Annotated in this window: 20 protein-coding genes and 1 pseudogene; 1 reads left to right on the forward strand and 20 read right to left on the reverse strand. The window is 64.1% G+C overall.

Features of this window, described 5'->3' with window-relative positions; genetic code table 11:
* The 14 genes and pseudogenes from RFN28_RS15670 to RFN28_RS15735 form a co-directional block, all read right to left on the reverse strand.
* A pseudogene (locus RFN28_RS15670) lies at positions 1–264 on the reverse strand (protein GlxC); the annotation flags it as partial.
* Between the two features lie 5 nt (positions 265–269).
* Positions 270–1,166 (reverse strand): class II glutamine amidotransferase, encoded by an 897-nt coding sequence (locus tag RFN28_RS15675; protein WP_320288228.1) that lies wholly within the window; start codon positions 1,164–1,166, stop codon positions 270–272.
* Positions 1,167–1,249: 83 nt separating this feature from the next.
* Positions 1,250–1,582, reverse strand: a complete 333-nt coding sequence (locus RFN28_RS15680) for a hypothetical protein (protein ID WP_320288229.1) — start codon at positions 1,580–1,582, stop codon at positions 1,250–1,252.
* A complete protein-coding gene (locus RFN28_RS15685) occupies positions 1,579–2,268 on the reverse strand; it encodes a hypothetical protein (RefSeq protein ID WP_320288230.1) in 690 nt (229 codons plus the stop codon). Before RFN28_RS15685 ends, RFN28_RS15680 begins: the two co-directional genes overlap by 4 nt.
* Before the next feature lie 46 nt (positions 2,269–2,314).
* Positions 2,315–3,718 (reverse strand): APC family permease, encoded by a 1,404-nt coding sequence (locus RFN28_RS15690; RefSeq protein WP_320288231.1) that lies wholly within the window; start codon positions 3,716–3,718, stop codon positions 2,315–2,317.
* A gap of 14 nt (positions 3,719–3,732) precedes the next feature.
* On the reverse strand, positions 3,733–3,894 hold the full coding sequence (locus tag RFN28_RS15695) for a hypothetical protein (protein ID WP_320288232.1): 162 nt from the start codon (positions 3,892–3,894) through the stop codon (positions 3,733–3,735).
* 15 nt (positions 3,895–3,909) lie between these two features.
* Positions 3,910–4,287: a hypothetical protein gene (locus RFN28_RS15700; protein WP_320288233.1), complete on the reverse strand. Its 378-nt coding sequence runs from the start codon at positions 4,285–4,287 to the stop codon at positions 3,910–3,912.
* A gap of 11 nt (positions 4,288–4,298) precedes the next feature.
* Positions 4,299–4,586, reverse strand: a complete 288-nt coding sequence (locus tag RFN28_RS15705; protein ID WP_320288234.1) for a hypothetical protein — start codon at positions 4,584–4,586, stop codon at positions 4,299–4,301.
* A gap of 294 nt (positions 4,587–4,880) precedes the next feature.
* Positions 4,881–5,612, reverse strand: a complete 732-nt coding sequence (locus tag RFN28_RS15710) for a helix-turn-helix domain-containing protein (protein WP_320288235.1) — start codon at positions 5,610–5,612, stop codon at positions 4,881–4,883.
* A gap of 182 nt (positions 5,613–5,794) precedes the next feature.
* A complete protein-coding gene (locus RFN28_RS15715; RefSeq protein ID WP_320288236.1) occupies positions 5,795–6,580 on the reverse strand; it encodes a glucose 1-dehydrogenase in 786 nt (261 codons plus the stop codon).
* Between the two features lie 9 nt (positions 6,581–6,589).
* On the reverse strand, positions 6,590–7,357 hold the full coding sequence (locus RFN28_RS15720; RefSeq protein WP_320288237.1) for an SDR family oxidoreductase: 768 nt from the start codon (positions 7,355–7,357) through the stop codon (positions 6,590–6,592).
* 133 nt (positions 7,358–7,490) lie between these two features.
* A complete protein-coding gene (locus tag RFN28_RS15725) occupies positions 7,491–8,999 on the reverse strand; it encodes a sugar ABC transporter ATP-binding protein (RefSeq protein ID WP_320288238.1) in 1,509 nt (502 codons plus the stop codon).
* Positions 9,000–9,027: 28 nt separating this feature from the next.
* Positions 9,028–9,966 (reverse strand): sugar ABC transporter substrate-binding protein, encoded by a 939-nt coding sequence (locus tag RFN28_RS15730; protein ID WP_320288239.1) that lies wholly within the window; start codon positions 9,964–9,966, stop codon positions 9,028–9,030.
* Between the two features lie 114 nt (positions 9,967–10,080).
* A complete protein-coding gene (locus tag RFN28_RS15735) occupies positions 10,081–11,067 on the reverse strand; it encodes an ABC transporter permease (protein ID WP_430678168.1) in 987 nt (328 codons plus the stop codon).
* A 238-nt stretch (positions 11,068–11,305) separates the two neighbouring features.
* Here RFN28_RS15735 and RFN28_RS15740 point away from each other — a divergent pair, with 238 nt between their 5' ends.
* Positions 11,306–12,268, forward strand: coding sequence for a sugar-binding transcriptional regulator (locus RFN28_RS15740; RefSeq protein ID WP_320288241.1), 963 nt, complete (start codon positions 11,306–11,308; stop codon positions 12,266–12,268).
* 10 nt (positions 12,269–12,278) lie between these two features.
* Here the strand turns inward: RFN28_RS15740 and RFN28_RS15745 are convergent, their stop codons facing one another.
* From RFN28_RS15745 to RFN28_RS15770, 6 genes are all read right to left on the reverse strand, one after another.
* Complete coding sequence (locus tag RFN28_RS15745; protein WP_320288242.1) at positions 12,279–12,743, reverse strand: hypothetical protein; 465 nt, start codon at positions 12,741–12,743, stop codon at positions 12,279–12,281.
* A complete protein-coding gene (locus tag RFN28_RS15750) occupies positions 12,725–12,874 on the reverse strand; it encodes a hypothetical protein (protein WP_320288243.1) in 150 nt (49 codons plus the stop codon). Before RFN28_RS15750 ends, RFN28_RS15745 begins: the two co-directional genes overlap by 19 nt.
* 65 nt (positions 12,875–12,939) lie before the next feature.
* Complete coding sequence (locus tag RFN28_RS15755; protein ID WP_320288244.1) at positions 12,940–14,424, reverse strand: xylulokinase; 1,485 nt, start codon at positions 14,422–14,424, stop codon at positions 12,940–12,942.
* An 18-nt stretch (positions 14,425–14,442) separates the two neighbouring features.
* Positions 14,443–15,765, reverse strand: coding sequence for an NAD(P)H-dependent oxidoreductase (locus tag RFN28_RS15760; protein WP_320288245.1), 1,323 nt, complete (start codon positions 15,763–15,765; stop codon positions 14,443–14,445).
* A 345-nt stretch (positions 15,766–16,110) separates the two neighbouring features.
* Positions 16,111–17,001 carry a DUF427 domain-containing protein gene (locus tag RFN28_RS15765; protein ID WP_320288246.1) on the reverse strand — a complete coding sequence of 297 codons (891 nt, stop codon included), beginning with the start codon at positions 16,999–17,001 and terminating at the stop codon, positions 16,111–16,113.
* 2 nt (positions 17,002–17,003) lie between these two features.
* Positions 17,004–18,659, reverse strand: coding sequence for an ABC transporter substrate-binding protein (locus RFN28_RS15770; RefSeq protein WP_320288247.1), 1,656 nt, complete (start codon positions 18,657–18,659; stop codon positions 17,004–17,006).
* Between the last annotated feature and the right edge of the window lie 125 nt (positions 18,660–18,784).

An 18,784-nucleotide genomic window follows, 5' to 3' on the forward strand; every position in this document is an offset into this window, starting at 1 on the left:
ATGCACGGTGATGGTGCCGCCGGCATTCATGCCGGCGCAATAATAGCCGACGCTGCCGCGCACATCGATGCTGACCGGCTGGTCGACGCCGACGGCGACGGAATGGCTGCCCTTCGGGTTGAGCACTTCCCAGGCGGTCTCGTTCGAGCCCGAGCCGAGATTGTGCAGCGCCTGGTTCAGCTCGCGCAGCGACTGCTGGCCGAGGTCGAAGACCCTCGCGTGGCCTTGCTCGCGCTGCTCCTTGGGCATGGGTGTTGCAGGCATGAACCTCAATGCTCCCAGAAATAGACGGTTGCGGGCTCCGGTTCCCAGACCCTCGCATTGTCTATGCCGGGCAGCTTGGTGAGCGCGCGATATTCCGAGCCGAAGGCGACATACTGGTCGGTCTCGGCCATGACGGCGGGCTTGCAGGCGATCGGGTCGCGCACCACGCCAAAACCGTTCTTGGTGCCGACGACGAAGGTGAAGAAGCCGTCGAGGTCGGAGAGCGTGCCTTCGAGCGCCTCGCCGAGATTCTTGCCATGCGCCATCCTGTTGGAGAGATAGGCGGCCGCGACTTCGGTATCGTTCTCGGTCTCGAAAGTCATGCCTTCGCGCACCAGCTCGCGGCGGACATTGTTGTGATTGGAGAGCGAACCATTGTGCACCAGGCACTGGTCCGGGCCGGTCGAGAAGGGATGCGCGCCCAAGGTGGTAACTGCGGACTCGGTCGCCATGCGGGTATGGCCGATGCCGTGCGTGCCGGTCATCGAGCGCACGTCGAAGCGATCGACGACGTCGGCCGGCAGGCCGACTTCCTTATAGATCTCGATCGCCTCGCCGGCGCCCATGATGCGGATGTCGGGGCGCAGCGACTGCAGCGCTTCACGCGCGGCGTCGACCTTGTCCGGCGTGGTCCTGATGACAGCGTGCGTCGACTTGACCGCGACGCTCACCGGCGCGCCGATCGCCTTGGCGAGCTCGGCGTCGAGGCCGCGAAAATCGCGCTCGGGTTTCGGTGACTGTACGGTGATCTTCGCCTCGTTGCCGGTTGCCGCGCCATAGATGGCGATGCCGGCGCTGTCCGGGCCGCGGTCGCTGAGCGAGATCAGCATCTCCGACAGCATCGCGCCGAGCTTCGGCTCCAGCGCCTTGTCCTTGAGGAAAAGTCCGACGATTCCGCACATGTCAGCCTCCGACGTTTATGCTCCCTGATGATGTATCGAATGAAATTCAGGAATTCAATTAAATGAAAAAAAATTTCCCTTGATTACAAATCGATCTTCGCGCTGTTTGTGGCGCTATCGCTATCGGAGTGGTTCCTGTGAGCCCATATCGTGTAGCGGACACGCGCTATCCTGTAGGCGTCGAGGACCGACAGCGCGTAGATGAGGAAGCCGCCGGCGTGACGGCCGATGAAGCTGGCGTCGGGCGGCGCCACCTTGGTCGTCACCCAGCCGAGGATCACCATGAAGAACAGGAACTGCAGGCCGCGCGCCGGTAGGCCGAGCATGACATGTCCGCTGCCCGGCAGGACGATCGCGGAAGCCAGCACCAGGTAAGGGTTCGAGGGTGGGGCTGCGGGGGCGCGGGAGTCGGTCATGCGGCCTGCCTTTCGCGCTGGTTGATGGCATGGCGAAGCGAGGATGCGGCTGCAAGCAGGACTTCGATCAATTCGGGATCGAGTCTCGTGTCGCCGAAGGCGGCCTGCCGGAACACGCCGTAACGTGCCCGGTCGGCCTGCGCCAGCAGCCAGACGATGCGCACGCCCTTCGGCGTGATCAGCAACTCTTTGGCGCGTCCCTCGGCGAAAATCCCCGCATGCGCGGCAATCACATCCTGCGGGAAGGCGACGCCCCGGCGGTCGGTCCTCAGCACCGCCTCGGCGGGGAGCGCCGTTACCTTCGGCAGCGTGTGCTCCAGATGATCGAAGTTGGAGAAGGTCGTCGGCGATCCCGGCCGCATCATCATGTCGAACGTGCCCGGCACCGCGACGGGTTCGGTGATCGTCACGCTCAACCAGCGCGCCGGCAGCTTCCTGATTGCGAGCGTATCGACGATGGTGCGCACCTGCGCGCGCTCGCCGTTCCACGAGCCGGCCCAGACGGCAACGCCGGCCGTGCCGTCCGAGACATCGGTGGCATCGGGGATGGCCGCGCGGATGCTGGCCGCGTCGGCGGCGAGCGCCATCCTCGCCTTGTTGCGGCTTACGCGCACAAGCCAGGCGAGATGGAGGATGACCGCGAGTGCGATCGCTCCGGAAAGCAAGACTGATGTCAACTCAGACATATCGATACGCCGGAGCCCGCCATCAGCCGGCGGGCTCTTTATCCACTCAATAGCCCTGCGGCTTCGGCCACGGCATGGTGAACTGGTCGCCGCGGCGCACGAACTTGTAGCGGTAGAAGTGGAACCACAGCGAGATCAGGAAGTAGAAGGCGACCATCGCGATCAGCTGCGAGCCGAAGCCGAGGAAGATGGCGAAGAAGGTCACCACGCACAGGCAGAACAACACGATCGCCGGCAGCGGATGGAAGGGATGCGTGTAGCCGCGGCGGATCGAGCCCAGCGGCCACTTCTTGCGGAACATCATGATGTTGATGCTCATGAAGGTGTATTGCAGTACGCCCGAAAGGATCGAGAAGGTGATCGCCTGGTTGAGGTCGGCGATGAAGGCGAAGGCCAGCGCGATCGGCAGCAGGAACAGGATCGAGCGATAGGGCGTGCGGTACCTCGGATGCACCGCCGAGAACCAGCTCGGCAGGTAGCGGTCGCGGCCGAGCGAGAACCAGGCGCGCGCCGCGTCATTGATGCAGCCATTGGCCGAGGCAAGTGCTGCAAGCAGCGTCGCGATGAAGAGCAGGTTCTCGAGCAGCGGGCTGCCGGTCAGCTTGCCGGCGTCCCAGAGCGGATAATAGGTGATGCCGAGATATTCCCAGGGCATCAGCGAGGCGCAGACATACCAGGTCATGGCGGCGGCGATCAAAAGCGTGATCATGCCGGCCATCGTGCCGTAGGGCAGCGAGCGCGCCGGCGAGCGCACTTCCTCGGCCGCCTGCGTGGTGCCTTCGATGCCGAGATAGTACCAGATGCCGAACTGGAAGGCGGCGATTACGCCAATCCAGCCATAGGGCAGCGCGTTGCCGGGCGTGACCAGCTCATTGAGCTTCAGCACCGCGCCTTGCGTCCACGGGCTTACCGAGAAGAACAGGATGACGATCGAGACATAGGCGACCGCCGTGATGATGAAGTTGACGTTGAGCGTCATCAGCACGCCGCGATAGTTCAGCCATGCCAGCACCACGATGGTGGCGGCGATGAAGGAATTATGCGTCAGTCCTTCGACGCCGGCCTTGGCGACGATGGTGTCGCCGAGCAGGATCGCGTCCGACACTTCGAGCATGGTGTAGGCGAAGACAAGAAAGAGAGCGACGTTGAAGGCCATCAGCGGCCCGACGATGTGCTTGGCCTGCGCATATTGGCCGCCGGCGGCGGCAACGGTCGAGGTCACCTCGGAATCGATCATGGCGACCGATGTGTAGAGCAGGCCGACGATCCAGCAGACGATCAGCGCGGCGAGCGCCCCGCCCTTGTCGGCGGCGAAATTCCAGCCGGTGAACTCGCCGACAAGCACGATGCCGACGCCCAGCGCCCACACGTGAGCGGGACCGAGCACTCGCAGCAGCGAGACCCGGTCGCCGTGGATTACCGTTTCTTTCGTTTCTATCGCGACGGTCATTGTCGAAGCTCCACTCAGATCCGGTGCTTTTCGGAGACGGCTTCAAGCTCGCCTTCGCGCGAGGAGGTGAGAACATTCTCGGAATAGGTCGTATCGACCTTGAACCAGTCGTAGAGCATCCAGAGCGCGAGCAGGATCGAGATGCCCCAGCATGCGTAAGAGACTGTCATCCACATGATCGTGTCTCCGGCTTACTTGTCGTCGAATTTTTCGTTGATCACCTCGCGATATTCGCGATCGGAGGCGCGGAACAGGAAGACGAAATAGGCGACGAGCACGATCGCCATGATGATCAGCGTCGGCCAGTCGATGATGTAGTGGAAGCGGTTCTGGATGATGTCGTGGGCGGTCTCGGGCGTGTAGCCGAGCTTCTCCCAGATCGCGGCCATGGTCGCGTTCTGGCCGAGCGCGTCCCAGGTCTTGGTGTCGAGCGCATCGATGGATTTCGCAGCACCTGCGAGGCCGAGTTTCAAGGGCAGCCACAGCGCCACGAAAATGGTGACCACGACGACGGCGATGTCGAAGATCTGACCGGCCTTGTTCTGCTCCGGCGGGATGTAGCGGGACATGGTTTCTCCCTTCAGGACTGGCGGTTGCGGAACGTGTCGGCGTTCTTGATGTCGAGGCCGTAGATGAAGTCCTTGTCTTCCTTGTAGTGGTTGAGCATCGCCAGGATGGCGGCGGTGTTGAAGATCAGCACCGCCGCGGCCGCGACCACCACAACGAGCTTGATCCCGCCGTCGGGAATGTGGGCCCAGGTCATCAGGAGGACGAAAAGGATCGTCGCCCATAGGCAGGCGATCAAGAGCACGGATCCGCGCACGTCGGAACGGTACAGCGCTTCGATGCGCTGCTGCAGGATGGACATCGGTTTTTCCCCTTTTCTCGACGTCCGATCCCGAATCGACCGGGCGTCCACTCTTTCAACAGAGTGAAATTTTTTTCATAAATTCTGCCCGAACTGCGAGATTGTCAAGCCGGTTTTGCGCCGGGCAAACGTTTGGCCCAAGGTCCGGCCGTTGCCTGTGGATAAAACTATTTGCCCGCAGGAAAATTACCACAGCCGCGCGGACCGGCAGAAATGCCGATGGAAATGCATCGCAAGCTCGGACCTACGGCGAGTGCGAGATTGAGAAACCGGCTGCCTTGGCTTGCGAACCGATCAGCTCGTGCTGTTCTGCGGATAGCAGATGATGGAAAGGTAGCGCATGGGCAGCTGCGTCAGCTCTTCCGGTCCGTGCGGCGCGTCGGCATCGAAGAACAGGCTGTCGCCGGGCTTCATCGGATAGAGGTTGCTGCCGTGCCGGTAAACGACCTCGCCCTCGAGCATGTAGAGGAACTCCATGCCCCCATGCTGGAAGGTCGGGAACACGTCCGAATCCTCGGTGAGCGTGATCAGATAGGGCTCGACGACGACACCGCTGGTGTTTGCGCCGATATGGCCGAGCAGGTTGTACTGGTGGCCGGCGCGTGTGCCGCGCCGCTCGACATCGACGCCTTCGCCGGCCTTGACGAAGACGGCGCTGTGCTCCTCCTCGAAGCGGCGGAAGAAGGCGGTAACCGGCACGCCGAGCGCCCGCGAAAGCGCCTGCAGCGTGGTCAGCGAAGGCGAGGTGATGCCGTTCTCGATCTTGGACAGCATGCCGAGCGAAATGTCGGTGGCGGCCGCGAGATCGGCGACGGTGATGCCGAGTTTCTTGCGGAAAGCGCGCACCTCATGGCCGATCGCCACCTCCAGCACTTTCTCGCGCGTGTCGCGGATCGCATGCGGGTCCTGCGTCAGCGGCGTGGGTATGGTTCGGACGGTTCGCCCGTCAGCCGAGACGCTCTTTGGCAACGCCTTGCCTTTGGCGGCCACGCTGGCAGGCTTGATATTGGAAGTCTTTTTCGCCATGGCGCACCTCAACTTTCCGCCGATTCATTTCACTCACGGTGAACATAGTCGGTGGCGATACAGGAGCGCAACGATGGCGGCAAGCCTTCTTGTGTCGCAGGATTGGCAACGAAATCGTCCGATGCGGCGCAAGGTGCCGGACGACAGGCTGGACCCGCAGCCTGCGCCTCAGCCCTGGGATCTCACGACATGATCAGGCCGCCGTCGACGTTGATGGTCTGTCCGGTGATGTAGGCCGCGTCGTCGCTGGCGAGGAAGCTCACCAGGCCGGAAACATCCTCGCCGCTGCCGGCGCGGCCCATGGGGATGTTCTTCACCCATTCCGCCATCAGCTCGCCCGGCTTGTAGTCGCCGAGCAGCTTGCCCCAGGCAGTGTCATTATAGGCCCACATGTCGGTGTCGATGATGCCGGGGCAGATGGCGTTGACGGTGATCTTTTCCTTGGCCACCTCCTTGGCCAGGCTCTGGGTGATGCCGACGACGCCGAATTTCGAGGCGGCGTAGTGCGGCGTGTAGATGAAGCCCTGCCGCGCCTGGCCTGACGCCGTGTTGATCAGCCGTCCGCCTTCGCCGTGCTTGCGCATGCGCGCAATCGCTTCCTGGCAGCACAGGAACACGCCCTTGGTGTTCACCGCCATCACCTTGTCCCACTCGGCTTCTGTCATCGCCTCGATCTTGGCGATGGTGATGACGCCGGCGTTCTGCACCGAGATGTCGACGCGTCCGAACTCCCTCTCGGAGAGATCGTAGAGGGCCGCGACCTCGTCCTTGTTGGTCACATCCATGCGCATCGACGCGACCTTCGCGCCGGCAGCCTTGAGCGCGGCGGCGACCTCGTCGACGCGCGGGTCGATGGCGCTGACCACGACCGCCGCACCTTCCGCCGCGAAGCGCTTGGCCATGGCAGCACCTATGCCGCCGCTGGCGCCCGTGACGACCGCTGTCTTTCCTTCGAAACGCTTCTGCATCTTCTCTCCCTACCAACAGACGAAGCCGCCATCGACGATGAGGTCGATGCCGGTGACGAAACTTGCGGCGCGGCTCGCCAGGAACACGGTCGGGCCGACCATCTCCTCCGGCGTCGCCATGCGGCCCATCGGCGTGTCGCGCTCGAAGATCTTTATCTGCTCGGCGACTTCTGGGCGCTTGTTCATCGGCGTCAGCGTGTAGCCGGGGCTCACCACATTGACGCGCAGGCCGCGGTCGGCCCACTCCATGGCGAGGCTCTTTGACATATGGATCACCGCCGCCTTGGAGGAATTGTAGTGCGCTTGCGTCAGGCCGCGATTGACGATCGAGCCGGACATCGAGGCGATGTTGATGATCGAGCCCTTGCGGCGCGGCAGCATGACCCGCGCCTCGGCCTGGCACGAGAGAAAGACGCCGCTGACATTGACGTCGTAGATCTTTTGCCACTTTTCCATCGGCAGCGTCTCGGCGGGTTCGGCTCCGGCGACCCCGGCATTGTTGACGGCAATCGTCAGCGCGCCGAGTTCGTTTTCCGTGAGTTCAACGGCCGCCGTAAGGTCGGCTTCGGACGTCACCGTGCCGGTCAGCACCAGCGCCTTGCGGCCGAGCGCCCTGATCTTGTCGGCCGTCTCTTCCAGCCCGCCTTTCGAGCTGTGGCCGAAGCAGGCGACGTCGGCGCCGGCCTCCGCGAGCCCGATGGCGATCGCCTGGCCGATGCCGCTGCCGGCGCCGGTCACCAGCGCCACGTCGCCATGAAGATCGAACAGTTTCGTCATTGGTTCCTCTCCTCCCCGGATCTCCCGGAATCAGGGGCGCCAACTTGCTGTTGGCGCCCCGCGCGGTCCGGTGCTTGGGAGGGTATCACCTGCTGCGCTTTGTTCCGATTCCCCGGGTTTCGTTTCGTCGGCTTCAGCTCGTGGCGAGCTCCATCACGGCGATATTGCTTGCTTCATCGCGATCGAGCATGCCGCGCTGGCGGCCGCGGCTCAGCACCAGCACGCGGTGTGAGAGCCCCAGCACCTCCTCGAGGTCGGAGCTCACCACCACCACGGCCATGCCTGAGCGAGCGAGGTCGGCGATGACATCATAGATCGCCGCGCGCGCGCCGACGTCGATGCCGCGCGTCGGCTCGTCGAGGATGAACACCTTGGGCGGCCGCGACACCCATTTGGCGATGATCACCTTCTGCTGGTTGCCGCCCGACAGCTTGCTCACGGCCTGGTTCGGCCTGCCCTTGACGCCGAGCCTCGATATGCCGGCCTCGGCGAATCTCTGCACTGCCTTTGGAAAGACCCAGCCCTTCGGCGCGACATGGTCGAAATTGCCGATTGCCAGATTCTCGCCGATCGTCTGTTCCAGCACCACGCCCTGTTCCTTGCGGTCCTCCGGCACCAGAACGACGCCGGCCTTGATCGCCGCCGCTGGCCCGCTGAGATGGACAGGTAGGCCCGCAACGCGCACCGCACCGGACGAGATCGGATCGGCGCCGGCGATCGCCCTGACCAGCTCCGTGCGCCCGGCGCCGATCAGCCCGGCGATGCCGAGGATTTCGCCCGATCTCACCGAGAAGGAAACGTTGTTGAAGGTGCGCTCGGGCGAGGACAGGTTCTCGACTTCGAGCACCGTCTTGTCGCCGGGCGGCGAGAGCTTCGGGAACATGCGTTCGACGCTGCGCCCGACCATCTGCTCGACGACCGTGCGCACCGGAATGTCGGCGCGCTCGTGCCGGGCGACGATGCGGCCGTCGCGCATCACCACCACGCGGTCGGCGATCTGCGCGATCTCGTCGAGGCGGTGGCTGATATAGATGAAGGACATGCCTTCTGCCTTGAGCTTGCGGATCTGCTTGAACAGCAGTTCCGTCTCCTCGCCGCCGAGCGCCGCGGTCGGCTCGTCGAGGATCAGCAGCTCGGCGTTCAGCGTCAGCGCCTTGGCGATCTCCACCTGCTGCTGCGCTGCGACGCGCAGTGTGCGCACCTTGCGCTCGGGCGAGACATCGAGGCCGAGGCGCTTCAACTGCGCCGAGGCCTTCGCGTTCATGGTTGCGCGGTCGATGCGACCGCCGCGCATCGGCAGGCGTCCGACATAGACGTTCTCCGCCACCGAGAGGTCCGGCAGCAGCTTCAGTTCCTGATGGATCATGCCGACGCCGGCCTCGATGGCCGCGGCGGGATTGGCGGGGGAATAGGGCTTCCCCCGCCAGATGATGGTGCCGGCATCGGGCTTGGTCGAGCCGGCGATAATGTTCGAGACGGTCGACTTGCCGGCGCCGTTCTCGCCGAGTAGCGCCACGACCTCGCCCGGCCGCACCTCGAAGCTCGCATCGGCCAGGACCTGCACGGGTCCGTAGCTCTTGCAAAGGCCGTTGACGAAGAGCCCGTTGCGCGGGCTCTCGCCATTGTGTGGGTCAAGGGACATCGTGGCGCCTCGAGGTCTTAGCTGGCCTTTACGGATGCTTCTCGATGAACTGGGCGACATTGTCCTTGGTGGTCAGCGTCGCGTCCTGCAGTTGGTCGGCAGGCAGTTTCTCGCCGGCCACCAGTTTGATCGCAGCGTCGACCGAAAGCCGGCCCATACCTTGGGTCTGCTGAGTCGCGGTGACGTCGAACACGCCGTCCTTCAGCGCCTTCAGCGCCGCCACGTCGCCGTCGAAGCCCGCGATCCAGACCTTGTGGTCGGGATTGGCGACCTTGACCGCCTGCGCGGCGCCCAGCGCCAGCGCATCCGCCTGGCCGAAGATGATCGAGACGTTCGGATGGGCCTGCAGCAGGTCCTGCGCCAGCTTGAAGCCCTCGTCCTGATGCCACTGGTCGCTCCAGAGCTCGCCGACCACCTTGATGTCCGGATAGGCCTTCAGCGCCTCGCCGCAGCCCTTCGAGCGGTCGACTTCCGGCGTGGTGCCCTTCTGGCCATGGATGATCACCATCTCGCCCTTGCCGCCGGCCTGCTTGGCGATGTAGTCGCACACGCCCTTGGCGGAGTTGACGCTGTCGGTGGCGATGAAGGTGTCGCCGGGCGCGCCGTCGGCGTTGCGGTCGACATTGACCACCGGGATGCCGGCGGCCTTCGCGGTCTTGGTCGGAACGGTGGCAGCGGTGGCGCCTGCCGGGATGTAGATCAGAGCGTCGATGTTCTGCGTGACGAGATCCTGCACCTGGCTGACCTGCGTTGCCGAGTCGCCCTTGGCGTCGACGGTGATGACCGCGATGCCCTTCTCCTTGGCGTAGGCTTCGACCGACTGCTTGATCTGGTTGAAGAAGTCCGCCTGCAGATTGGCCACGGCCAGCCCGAGCTTCTTGGCGTCCTTGGCCGAGGCGGCATCGGACAGGCCGAGCAGCGGGACGATGGCCGCGGCCGCAAGCAGCAGTGAACGTTTGGTCAGCATGTTTTTCCTCCGTTGGTGTTCAATCTGTCCGCCTGCGCATCGCGGCGCCCCCGGCCGGACAGTCCCAGTCTCGGATCGACCGATCCGTTCCGCCCGGACATCCCGGGCGAATTCCTATTGCCTGCGCCGCCGCCAGGTGTCGGTGGCGACCGCCAGCGCGATCACCACGCCGATCACCACCTGCTGTACGAAGGGCGAGACGCCGAGCAGGTTGAGCCCGTTGCGCAGCACGCCGATGATGAGCACGCCGATCGCCGTGCCGCCGATCGAGCCGATGCCGCCCGAAAGGCTGGCGCCGCCGATCACCACCGCGGCGATCGTGTCGAGTTCGTAGCCAACGCCCGAACTCGGCTGCACGGAGTCGAGCCTGGCGGCGAGCACGATGCCGGCCAGTCCGGCAAGCAGGCCGCAGATCGCATAGACCCAGTTGGTCAGCGACTTTACCGGAATGCCGGAAAGACGGGCGACCTCGGCGCTGCCGCCGATGGCGTAAAGGCTGCGGCCGGTGGCGCGATAATTGAGGAAGATGGCAAAGACGATCGCCAGCACGATCATCAGTCCGACGGTGACCGACAGGAAGCCGAAATGGCGAACGATCGACATGTTGGTGAACCAGTCGGGAAAGCCGACGATCTGCGAGCCGTCGGTGATCATGTTGGCGAGGCCGCGCGCCACCGACATCATGGCAAGCGTCGCGATGAAGGGCGGCAGCTTGGTCACCGTCACCAGCAGGCCGGAAACCAGGCCGCAAAGGGTGGCGACCACGAGCGCCGCGACGATGCCTGCCGGGACGCCGAGATTGAGATAGTCGGGGTAGGCCACGTAGCCCATCACCATCGAGGCCAGCGCCAGCACCGAGCCGACCGAAAGGTCTATGCCGCCGATCAGGATGACCAGCGTCATGCCGATCGCCATGATGCCGAGCACGGTCACCTGGTCGAGCACGTTGAGGATGTTGCGGACCGTCAGGAAGGTGTCGGTGGTCAGCGCCAGCGCCAGGCACAAAAGCACCAGCCCGATCAGCGGCCCCATCGTTCCGGCAAACAGCGTCGAAAGCTTCGCACCCGATACGGCCTGCGCGGCGCCGGTGCCAGCGTTCAATTCGCTCGTGTCGTTGCTCACGGCCACTTCGTCTCCTCCGTCAGCGAGCCGGCGTGCCTCGCCGTCCGCTCTTGTTCACCAGGCATCCTCCCTGTGAACAATTTTTCTTTAATGTACAATTTTGTTCAGCTAAAACGTTCATCAGAAAATTGTCAAGTGCCGCGATGCGTTCGGCGGCGATTTGCGCGACCCGACGGTTTGCCATAGGGAAAGTTCAGCGCATGCGGGAGGCACAAGGATGGCGGTGATCGAGAACGAGAAGGCCTCGCGCTTCCCGGATGCCGAGCTCAAGGCTCGCGCTGCCTGGCACTACTATGTCGAAGGCCTGACGCAGGAGCGGATCTCCGAGATCCTCGGCATCGGCCGCATCAAGGTGCATCGCATCCTGTCGGCCGCGCGCGAGGAAGGCGTGGTCCAGTTCCGCATTCGCGACAGCGTCGTCGAATGCGTCCAGCTCGAGGAAAGCCTGAAGCAGCGCTTTGGCCTCAGCCAGGCCGTGGTCGTGCCGTCCGCTGCCGACAGGAGCAATGCGCCGCTGATGATCGGCCATGCCGCCGCCGCGTATCTCGCCGACAACGTCAACCCCGGCGACGTCATTGCGCTCGGCTGGGGCCGCACGCTGAAATTCGCCATCAACGAGCTGCCCAGGCGGCCGATTGCCAGGACCACGGTCGTCTCGATGCTTGGCGGCCTCACCCATGCGCAGCCGCTCAATCCGACCGAGAGCGCCTGGGAGTTCGCCGAAAAGATCGGTGCCGAGTGCTATCTGTTGCCGGTGCCGGTCTATGCCGACAGGCCGGAGCAGCGCGACGCCTTCATGAGCCAGCGCAGCGTCCAGGACGTCGTCTTCCGGGCGCGGCGCGCCAACATCGCGGTGCTCAGTGTCGGTTCCTTCTCCAATGACAGCCCGATCGCCCATTACGGCTTCATCAAGCCGAGCGAGCTCGAGGAATTGCAGGCGGCGGGCGCGGTCGGCGACATCCTCTGCCACTTCATCGATGCCGAGGGCCGCACCGTGGATCATGAGGTCAACCGCCGCGTCTGCGCCTATCCGCTGCAGGATCTCTCCGACATCCCGACCACCATCCTGGTTTCGGGCGGGCAGGAGAAGATCGCGGTCATGCGGGCGGCGCTCGCCAATACAAAGGTCTCGGTGCTGATCACCGACGAGGACGCGGCCAAGGGGCTGCTCAATCGCTGAAATTCACTGGTCAGAAGCTGCAGATTTTGGGGCGCTTCTCGTAGGACCAGTCCTTCAGCGGCACCGGCTTGAACCTGCCCTTGACTGGCCTGCCGTCCTCCAGGTCTCTGGAAGCCGTGGCCTTGCCGGTGAGATAGTTGATGTCGCAATCACCGATCGTCGTCTCGACGGTTCCGTCTGATTTCTGGATGTTCCAGTCCCAGTTGCGGCTGTACCCGCCGACCAGGAACTTGCTGTTGCGATAGACTACGGTGAGGGTGTCTTCCGTCGATTTGCTGGCGCCGCAGCCGAAGCAGGAAGTGATCGCCAGCGATCCCTTGCCCTTGGCTTCGAGATCGAGGATCCGGTCCTCGGTCAGCGCCTTCCGGACGAAGTCGGGCTTTCGCGAAGGATCGGGCTTTCCCGCTCCCGTCGCCAGATAGAAATAGAGGTCGGCCAGACCGCCATCGTCCTGCATCACCACGGCGCGGTCCATCGTGCCGTCCCGTCCTGGTCGATGTCGAGCGCAAGCTCGAACGCCGGCTTGTCGCCGGCAAGCGCCGGCACGGGTGAAGCCGCCAAGGCGACAAGCCATGAGAGGGTCGCATGATGAAGGGCTGTCTTCATTGAGCAATCGTCTGCCGCGCCCGACAAACTAGCATCTGTCTGGCCGGACGCAAATCGCCGCTGCGTCAGGCCTCGCTCAGCCGCGTGTGGATATCACGCGTCGCGTGATAGAGGTCGCGGTAGATCGCCTTGCGGGCGCGATAGGTCGGCGCCAGCGCCTCGATGGGATCGACCTGTCTTGCCGGTTCCGCCGCCATTGCCCTTGCTGCGTCCTCGGGCGAAGCGAACCAGCCGATGGCCGAGGCCGCCAGCATGGCCGCGCCCAGCGCCGCCGCCTCGTTGACCGGCGAGACGAAAAGCGGCCGATCGAGCACGCTCGCCATGATTTGCATAAGCAGCGTGGAATTGGTGCCGCCGCCGGCCGCGATCATCGCGCCGGCCTTGCCGGTCTGCTCTTCCATCGCATCTGTGGCGATCGACTGCTCCAGCGCAATGCCTTCCAACACGGCGCGGAAGAGGTGTTTTGGCTCATGATCGAGCGACAGGCCGATGATGGCGCCGCGCGCGGCACCATCCCAGTAAGGGCTCATGACGCCGGCCCAATAAGGCATGACGAGCAGGCCATCGCTGCCTGGCGCAACATCTTTCGCAGCCTTCTCCAGCCCCGCCGCCGAAGACGAGCCGGTGGTGCGCACGATCCAGTCGACGAGCTGCATGCCGGAGCGCAGCACTGTCTCCAGCATGAAGCCGGAGCCGGTCGGCGAAACCAGCGTGCGGAACGCATCCGAGGTGGTAACCGTGGCGGAATAGTTTCCGCTGACGACGCCTGAACCCAGCGACAGATAGCTCTTGCCGGGACCGTAGACCCCCATGCCGAGGCCCATCGCTTGGCCGTCGCCGGCACCCGCCACGACCGGTGTGCCGGGCATAAAGCCTGTCGCCGCAGCGATGCTTTCGGAAAGCTCGCCGCAGATCGCGCCGGGCGCGACCAGGTCCGGCAATTGCCCCGCTCGCAGGCCCGCCGCTTCGGCCAGCTTTGGGTGCCAGGTGCTGTGAGCGATATCGAGCAGGCCGAGCGGATCGGCGCTTGCCGTGCTGGTGACGAGTCGCCCGGTCAACCGGTGGACAAAGAAGGCGTGCACGTCGACCAGTGCTGCCGCCTCGGTGAGCACCTGCGGTCGGTGCTCCGTCAGCCAGGCCACGGCGTAGAGCGCGGGCGTCGGATCCGGCGGCTTGCCGCTCCAATCGCGGATCACCTCACGGCCAAGCTCTTGTGAAAGCCGTGCCACCTGGCGGCGGGCGCGTTCGTCGAGCCACAATATGGCCGGAATGAGCGGCTTGCCGGCGCCGTCGATCAGCGTGAAGCTCTCCCGCTGGTGGGCGATCGAAATCGCTTTCACGCGCGAGCCATCGATCGCGTTGGCGACCTGTTTCAGTGCCGTCTGCAGCGCCGTCCACCAGTGCTCGGCGTCCTGCTCGAAATGGCCGGGCGCCGGATTGGAAAGCGGATATGTCTCGCGCGCCTGGAAGAGTTCCGTGCCGTCCCGTGCGAAGGCGATTGCCTTCACGGCCGTCGTCGAAGCGTCGATCCCGATTACGACATCGTCCATCAGGCGGGGTCCGGAAGGTCAAGCCGCGTTGGTCACGAACCGCCCGTCCGACTGGTCGAGGCGACGGCGGATTTGCGTTATCACCATCGAATCGTCGGGTACACAATTTTCATAGGTTAGGAAGTCGCCGGCCTTTACCGGCCTCACCACCTTGGCGCGCTCGGCAAGCCCAAGCGGCAGCGCGCCCTTGGCGCGTGCATCCTCCCAGGTCATGGCGAAGCCGCGATAGTCGTTCTCGCCGATCATGCCGAGAGACTGTCCGGCGCCGAGATCGGTCTTGGCCACCGCCACCGCTTCCGCCACCGGATGGTCGAGCGGCTCCATGTCGGCGCGCTTGTAGACTACGGCGCGCGCCGCCGACAGGGGCACTTCCAGGCTGGTGAGGTGGTAAGGCCGGAAGATCGTGAAATAGGGGCCTTTGCCGACCTTGAGATCGATCATGCGCTCTAGCACGCGCGGGTGCCTGGTCTCGATGATGCAGAACACGCCGGGCGCCACGCCCTTGCCGATCGAATAGTCGACCACGCCCTTGCGGCGCAGCACGCCGCCGTCCTCACGCGGGCAGAGCACGCTGGCCAGCTCCTCCAGCGTCGCCGTCGGGCCGTGCATGCCGGGCACATCCGGCACCAGGCCGGTGGCGTTGGCGATGGCCACCATCTCGATCGCTGTCTTGGAGCCGTCGACGAACTCGACCAGCATGCGCGCATTCATGTTGCGCTCGGCTGCCTCCTTCTCGTAGTCGGCCGCAACCGCGTCGAACTTCAGCGGATTGTTCTTGCCCTTGCCCGCGGCAACGATGTTGAAGCCGAGGCTTTTGGCAAAGCCGATGATCTCCAGTGTGCAGGCAGGCTCGTCACCGGCGGCACCGGTATAGACCACGCCGGCCTTGCGCGCCTCTTCCTTCAGGAAACGCCCGATTGTGATGTCGGCCTCGACATTGAGCATGACGATGTGCTTGCCGTTCTTCATCACTTCGAGCGCGAACAAAGTGCCTATGTTGGGATTCCCGGTGGCGTCGATGATCACGTCGATGCGGCCGGCCGCGGCAAGCGCATGCAGGTCCTCGGTGACCGCAATTTTGCCGGCCTCGATGGCGCGGTCGATGGCGGCCGCGTTGGGCGCCTGTACGATGTCGGAGCGGTCATGGCCTGCAAGAAGTGCCGCGTCGATCGCCGCCTGCGGCCTGACCTCGGAAATGGCGCCGATGCGCATGCCCGGCATGAGCGCGACCTGGACGACGATGTCCGTTCCCATCTGCCCGGCGCCGGCGAGACCGATGGTGATCGGCCCCTGCTTCTCAGCGCGCTGCAGGAGTTCCGCTGCGAATTGCGGATGGGACATGTCGCTTTCCTCCACTCATTGGCGCGCCGCCGCGCCGCGATCATCGGTTGAACATTTCTATTTCCGTTTGAAAAATATTTCAACCGGCATTTGGACAGACGTGCATGAACTTGATGCTGGCGGGACAGCGCCCCCTCTGTCCTGCCGGACATCTCCCCCGCAAGGGGTGAGATCAGCCGTCATCGCGGTCTTTGCTATTTTTCAACGTCGCAGGAGGAGCGGAGCGCGCAAACCGCCAATCTCCCCCAAGTGGGCCCAAGTGCGGGAGATGTCCGGCAGGACAGAGGGGGGCGCGAAGGAACGATACGGCTGTATTTCACACTGCTTGGACTATGAGAGAGCCGCTCAAAAATACCCGTCGGACGCCGCAGTCGCTTCCTTTGGAATCTCCACGCCGTCGACCAGGATCTTGTCGACCAGCTCGTGATGAAAACACACCAATCCCTTGATGCGCTCGGCCTCATGCACCGGCTCGGGATAATACCAGACCAGGTTCTCGTGCCGCTTCTTGGGTGTCGTCACATGGTAGTAATTGGAGATGCCCTTGTAGGGGCAGCGCGAGATGTAGCGGCTGGGCGTAAACATATCGAGCCGCGTGTCCGAAATCGGCAGATAGTGGCGCACCGGATGGCCGGTCTCGAACAGGAACACGCCGCGCCGTGAATCCGCCACCTGTTCGCCGTCGAGGGTCACCTGCACCCGCCGCGACGACGGCAGGCAGTCGACGCGCCGGAACGGATCGCGGGCATGGACGAAGATCTCCTCGTCCTCCTCCCACCAATGCGTCATCTTCGGCCAGTAGAAGGATATGTAGTCCGCAATCGGCGGACAGCCCTTGACCGGATCGAGATAGCGCCAGGCGCCATCCTCGACCAGCGTGATGCCGGTGTTGAGCGAATAATGCGTGGCTGTGCCCTTGAACGGATCCTCCGTCGTCGTCCTGCTCGGCAGCAAGAACTCCTCGCGCACGTCGCTCATCGGGAAGTAATAGACCGGCAAATGGTCGCTCTCGTAGAACACCAGCGCCTTGGTGGTGTCGGCGACGATCATCGGCCCGACCTGCACGCGCAGCCGCTTGGGCGAGGGCATGGTGAAGGCGACATAGCCCGGCTCGAATTCATACTGAACGATGTTGTCGAGCAGCGGGAAATGCGGCCCGCGGCCGCGCAAATGAGGCTTGCGAATGGTCGTCGTCCTTTTCTCGTCATTGGCAGCCAGGGGCTTGCGCGCGACCATGATCAACCCACCGATACCCGGTCGAGCAGCAGCCCGGCGGCGATCGGCGGCAGGCCGCTGACATTCTTGCGCACCGGCACCAGCAGATCCGGGAAATAGCTGAAGATCACCGGCGTCTCGTCGAGCAGCAGCTTCTGGATGTCGGAAGCGGCTTTGCGCTGGGCGTCGAGGTCGAGCGCCTTGAGATAGCCGGTCGCCAGCCCGTCATAGGTGGCGTTCTTGAAATGCGCCGCGTTCCACGGACCGTCGCTGACCAGCGGGCTCTTCAGGAACACGTTCGGCACGCTGCGATGCGCGTAGTCGGTGATGCCGAGCGGGCTGTCCAGCCAGTCCGACTGGCCGAACACCGCCTTGCCGTAATATTTGTCCTGGTCCTCGATGTTGAGCGAGATGCGGGCGCCGATCTCCTTGGCGAAGTTCTGGAAGAGCTGCGCGTAGCCCGGGATGTCGGAATAGCGCAGCGTCGTCAGCGTCATGTCGAAGCCGCTGGCAAGGCCCGCGGCTTCCATCAACTGCTTGGCCTTGGCGATGTCCTGCATCCGCTGCGCCACCGATTTGTCGGTGGCGGGGAAGGCCGGCGCCAACGGGCTGTCGTTGCCGGTCGCCGCCATGCCGCGGCAGAGACCGTCGACCAGCTTGGAGCGGTCGATGGAGAGCGCCAGCGCCTGGCGCACGCGCTTGTCGGTGAAGGGCGCCATGTCGCAGCGCATGTGCAGCTGGCGATGCGCCGTGGAGGCGACACGCAGCACCGTGATGTCGGGATTGCCGAGCACCACCTGGCTGACGTCGAGCGGGATGGCGTCGAGCACGTCGACCTCGCCCGCCTGCAGTGCCAGGATGCGCGGCTGCACGTCGGCGTAGAACTTGAATTCGAGCCGGTCGGGCAGCGCCTTCTCGCCCCAGTAGTCGGGGTTGCGCACGAAGCTGGCGCCGACCTTCGGCGTGTAGCTATCGAGCCGGAACGGCCCGGTGCCCTCGAAGGTCTTCTCGTAGTCGCCCTTGTAGCTCGCCGGTAGGATCACTGCGTTGTAGTTGTCGATCGACACCGAATAGGGGAAGCTGCCGTTCGGTGCGTCGAGATGGAACTCGACGGTGTGGTCGTCGACCTTGCGCGTGCCGCCTTTCGACAACAGGCCCTTGAACACCGACAGCGCGTTGGAAGCGCCGTTCGGATCGGCGAGGCGATCGAAAGTCGCCACCACGTCATCGGCCCTGAAATCCTCGCCATTGTGGAATTTCACGTCCTTGCGCAGCTTGAAGGTCCAGACACTGCCGTCCGCATTGGGCGACCAGCTCTCCGCCAGCACCGGCTTCAGGGTGAGGTCGGGCAGCGTCACGCATAGGAATTCCGCGGTCTGGAAGACCAGCTGGTAGCTGCCGCTGTCGTAGAAGGTGACCGGATCGATGGCGCCGCCGGGCACGGCGATGCCGGCGCGCACCGTACCGCCGGGCTTGCCTTCGGCGCGGGCTTCATGCGCGCCAAGTCCGATTGCCGAAGCGATGCCGCCGAGGAAGGGCAGGGACAGCCCGAGCACGCTGCCGTGGCGCAGGAATTCGCGCCGGTCGATTCTGCCGGCGAGCAATTCGTCGATAGCGGAATTTTCGATTGCGCTGAGATTTCTGCGAGCGGCGTCGATCGTCCTGAAATGCTTCGGCATCACTGCATTCCTTGGCTGGCGTGGGGGCTTCGCCATCTAGTTCACTGTTGACCACGACCGGAAAGCGATATTTTTTGATGAGGGTCATCGGAATCTTCGATGGCGTTAAGCCGAGAGCGAAGGCC

Source organism: Mesorhizobium album (genome assembly GCF_033977205.1).
Taxonomy (GTDB): Bacteria; Pseudomonadota; Alphaproteobacteria; order Rhizobiales; family Rhizobiaceae; genus Mesorhizobium; species Mesorhizobium album.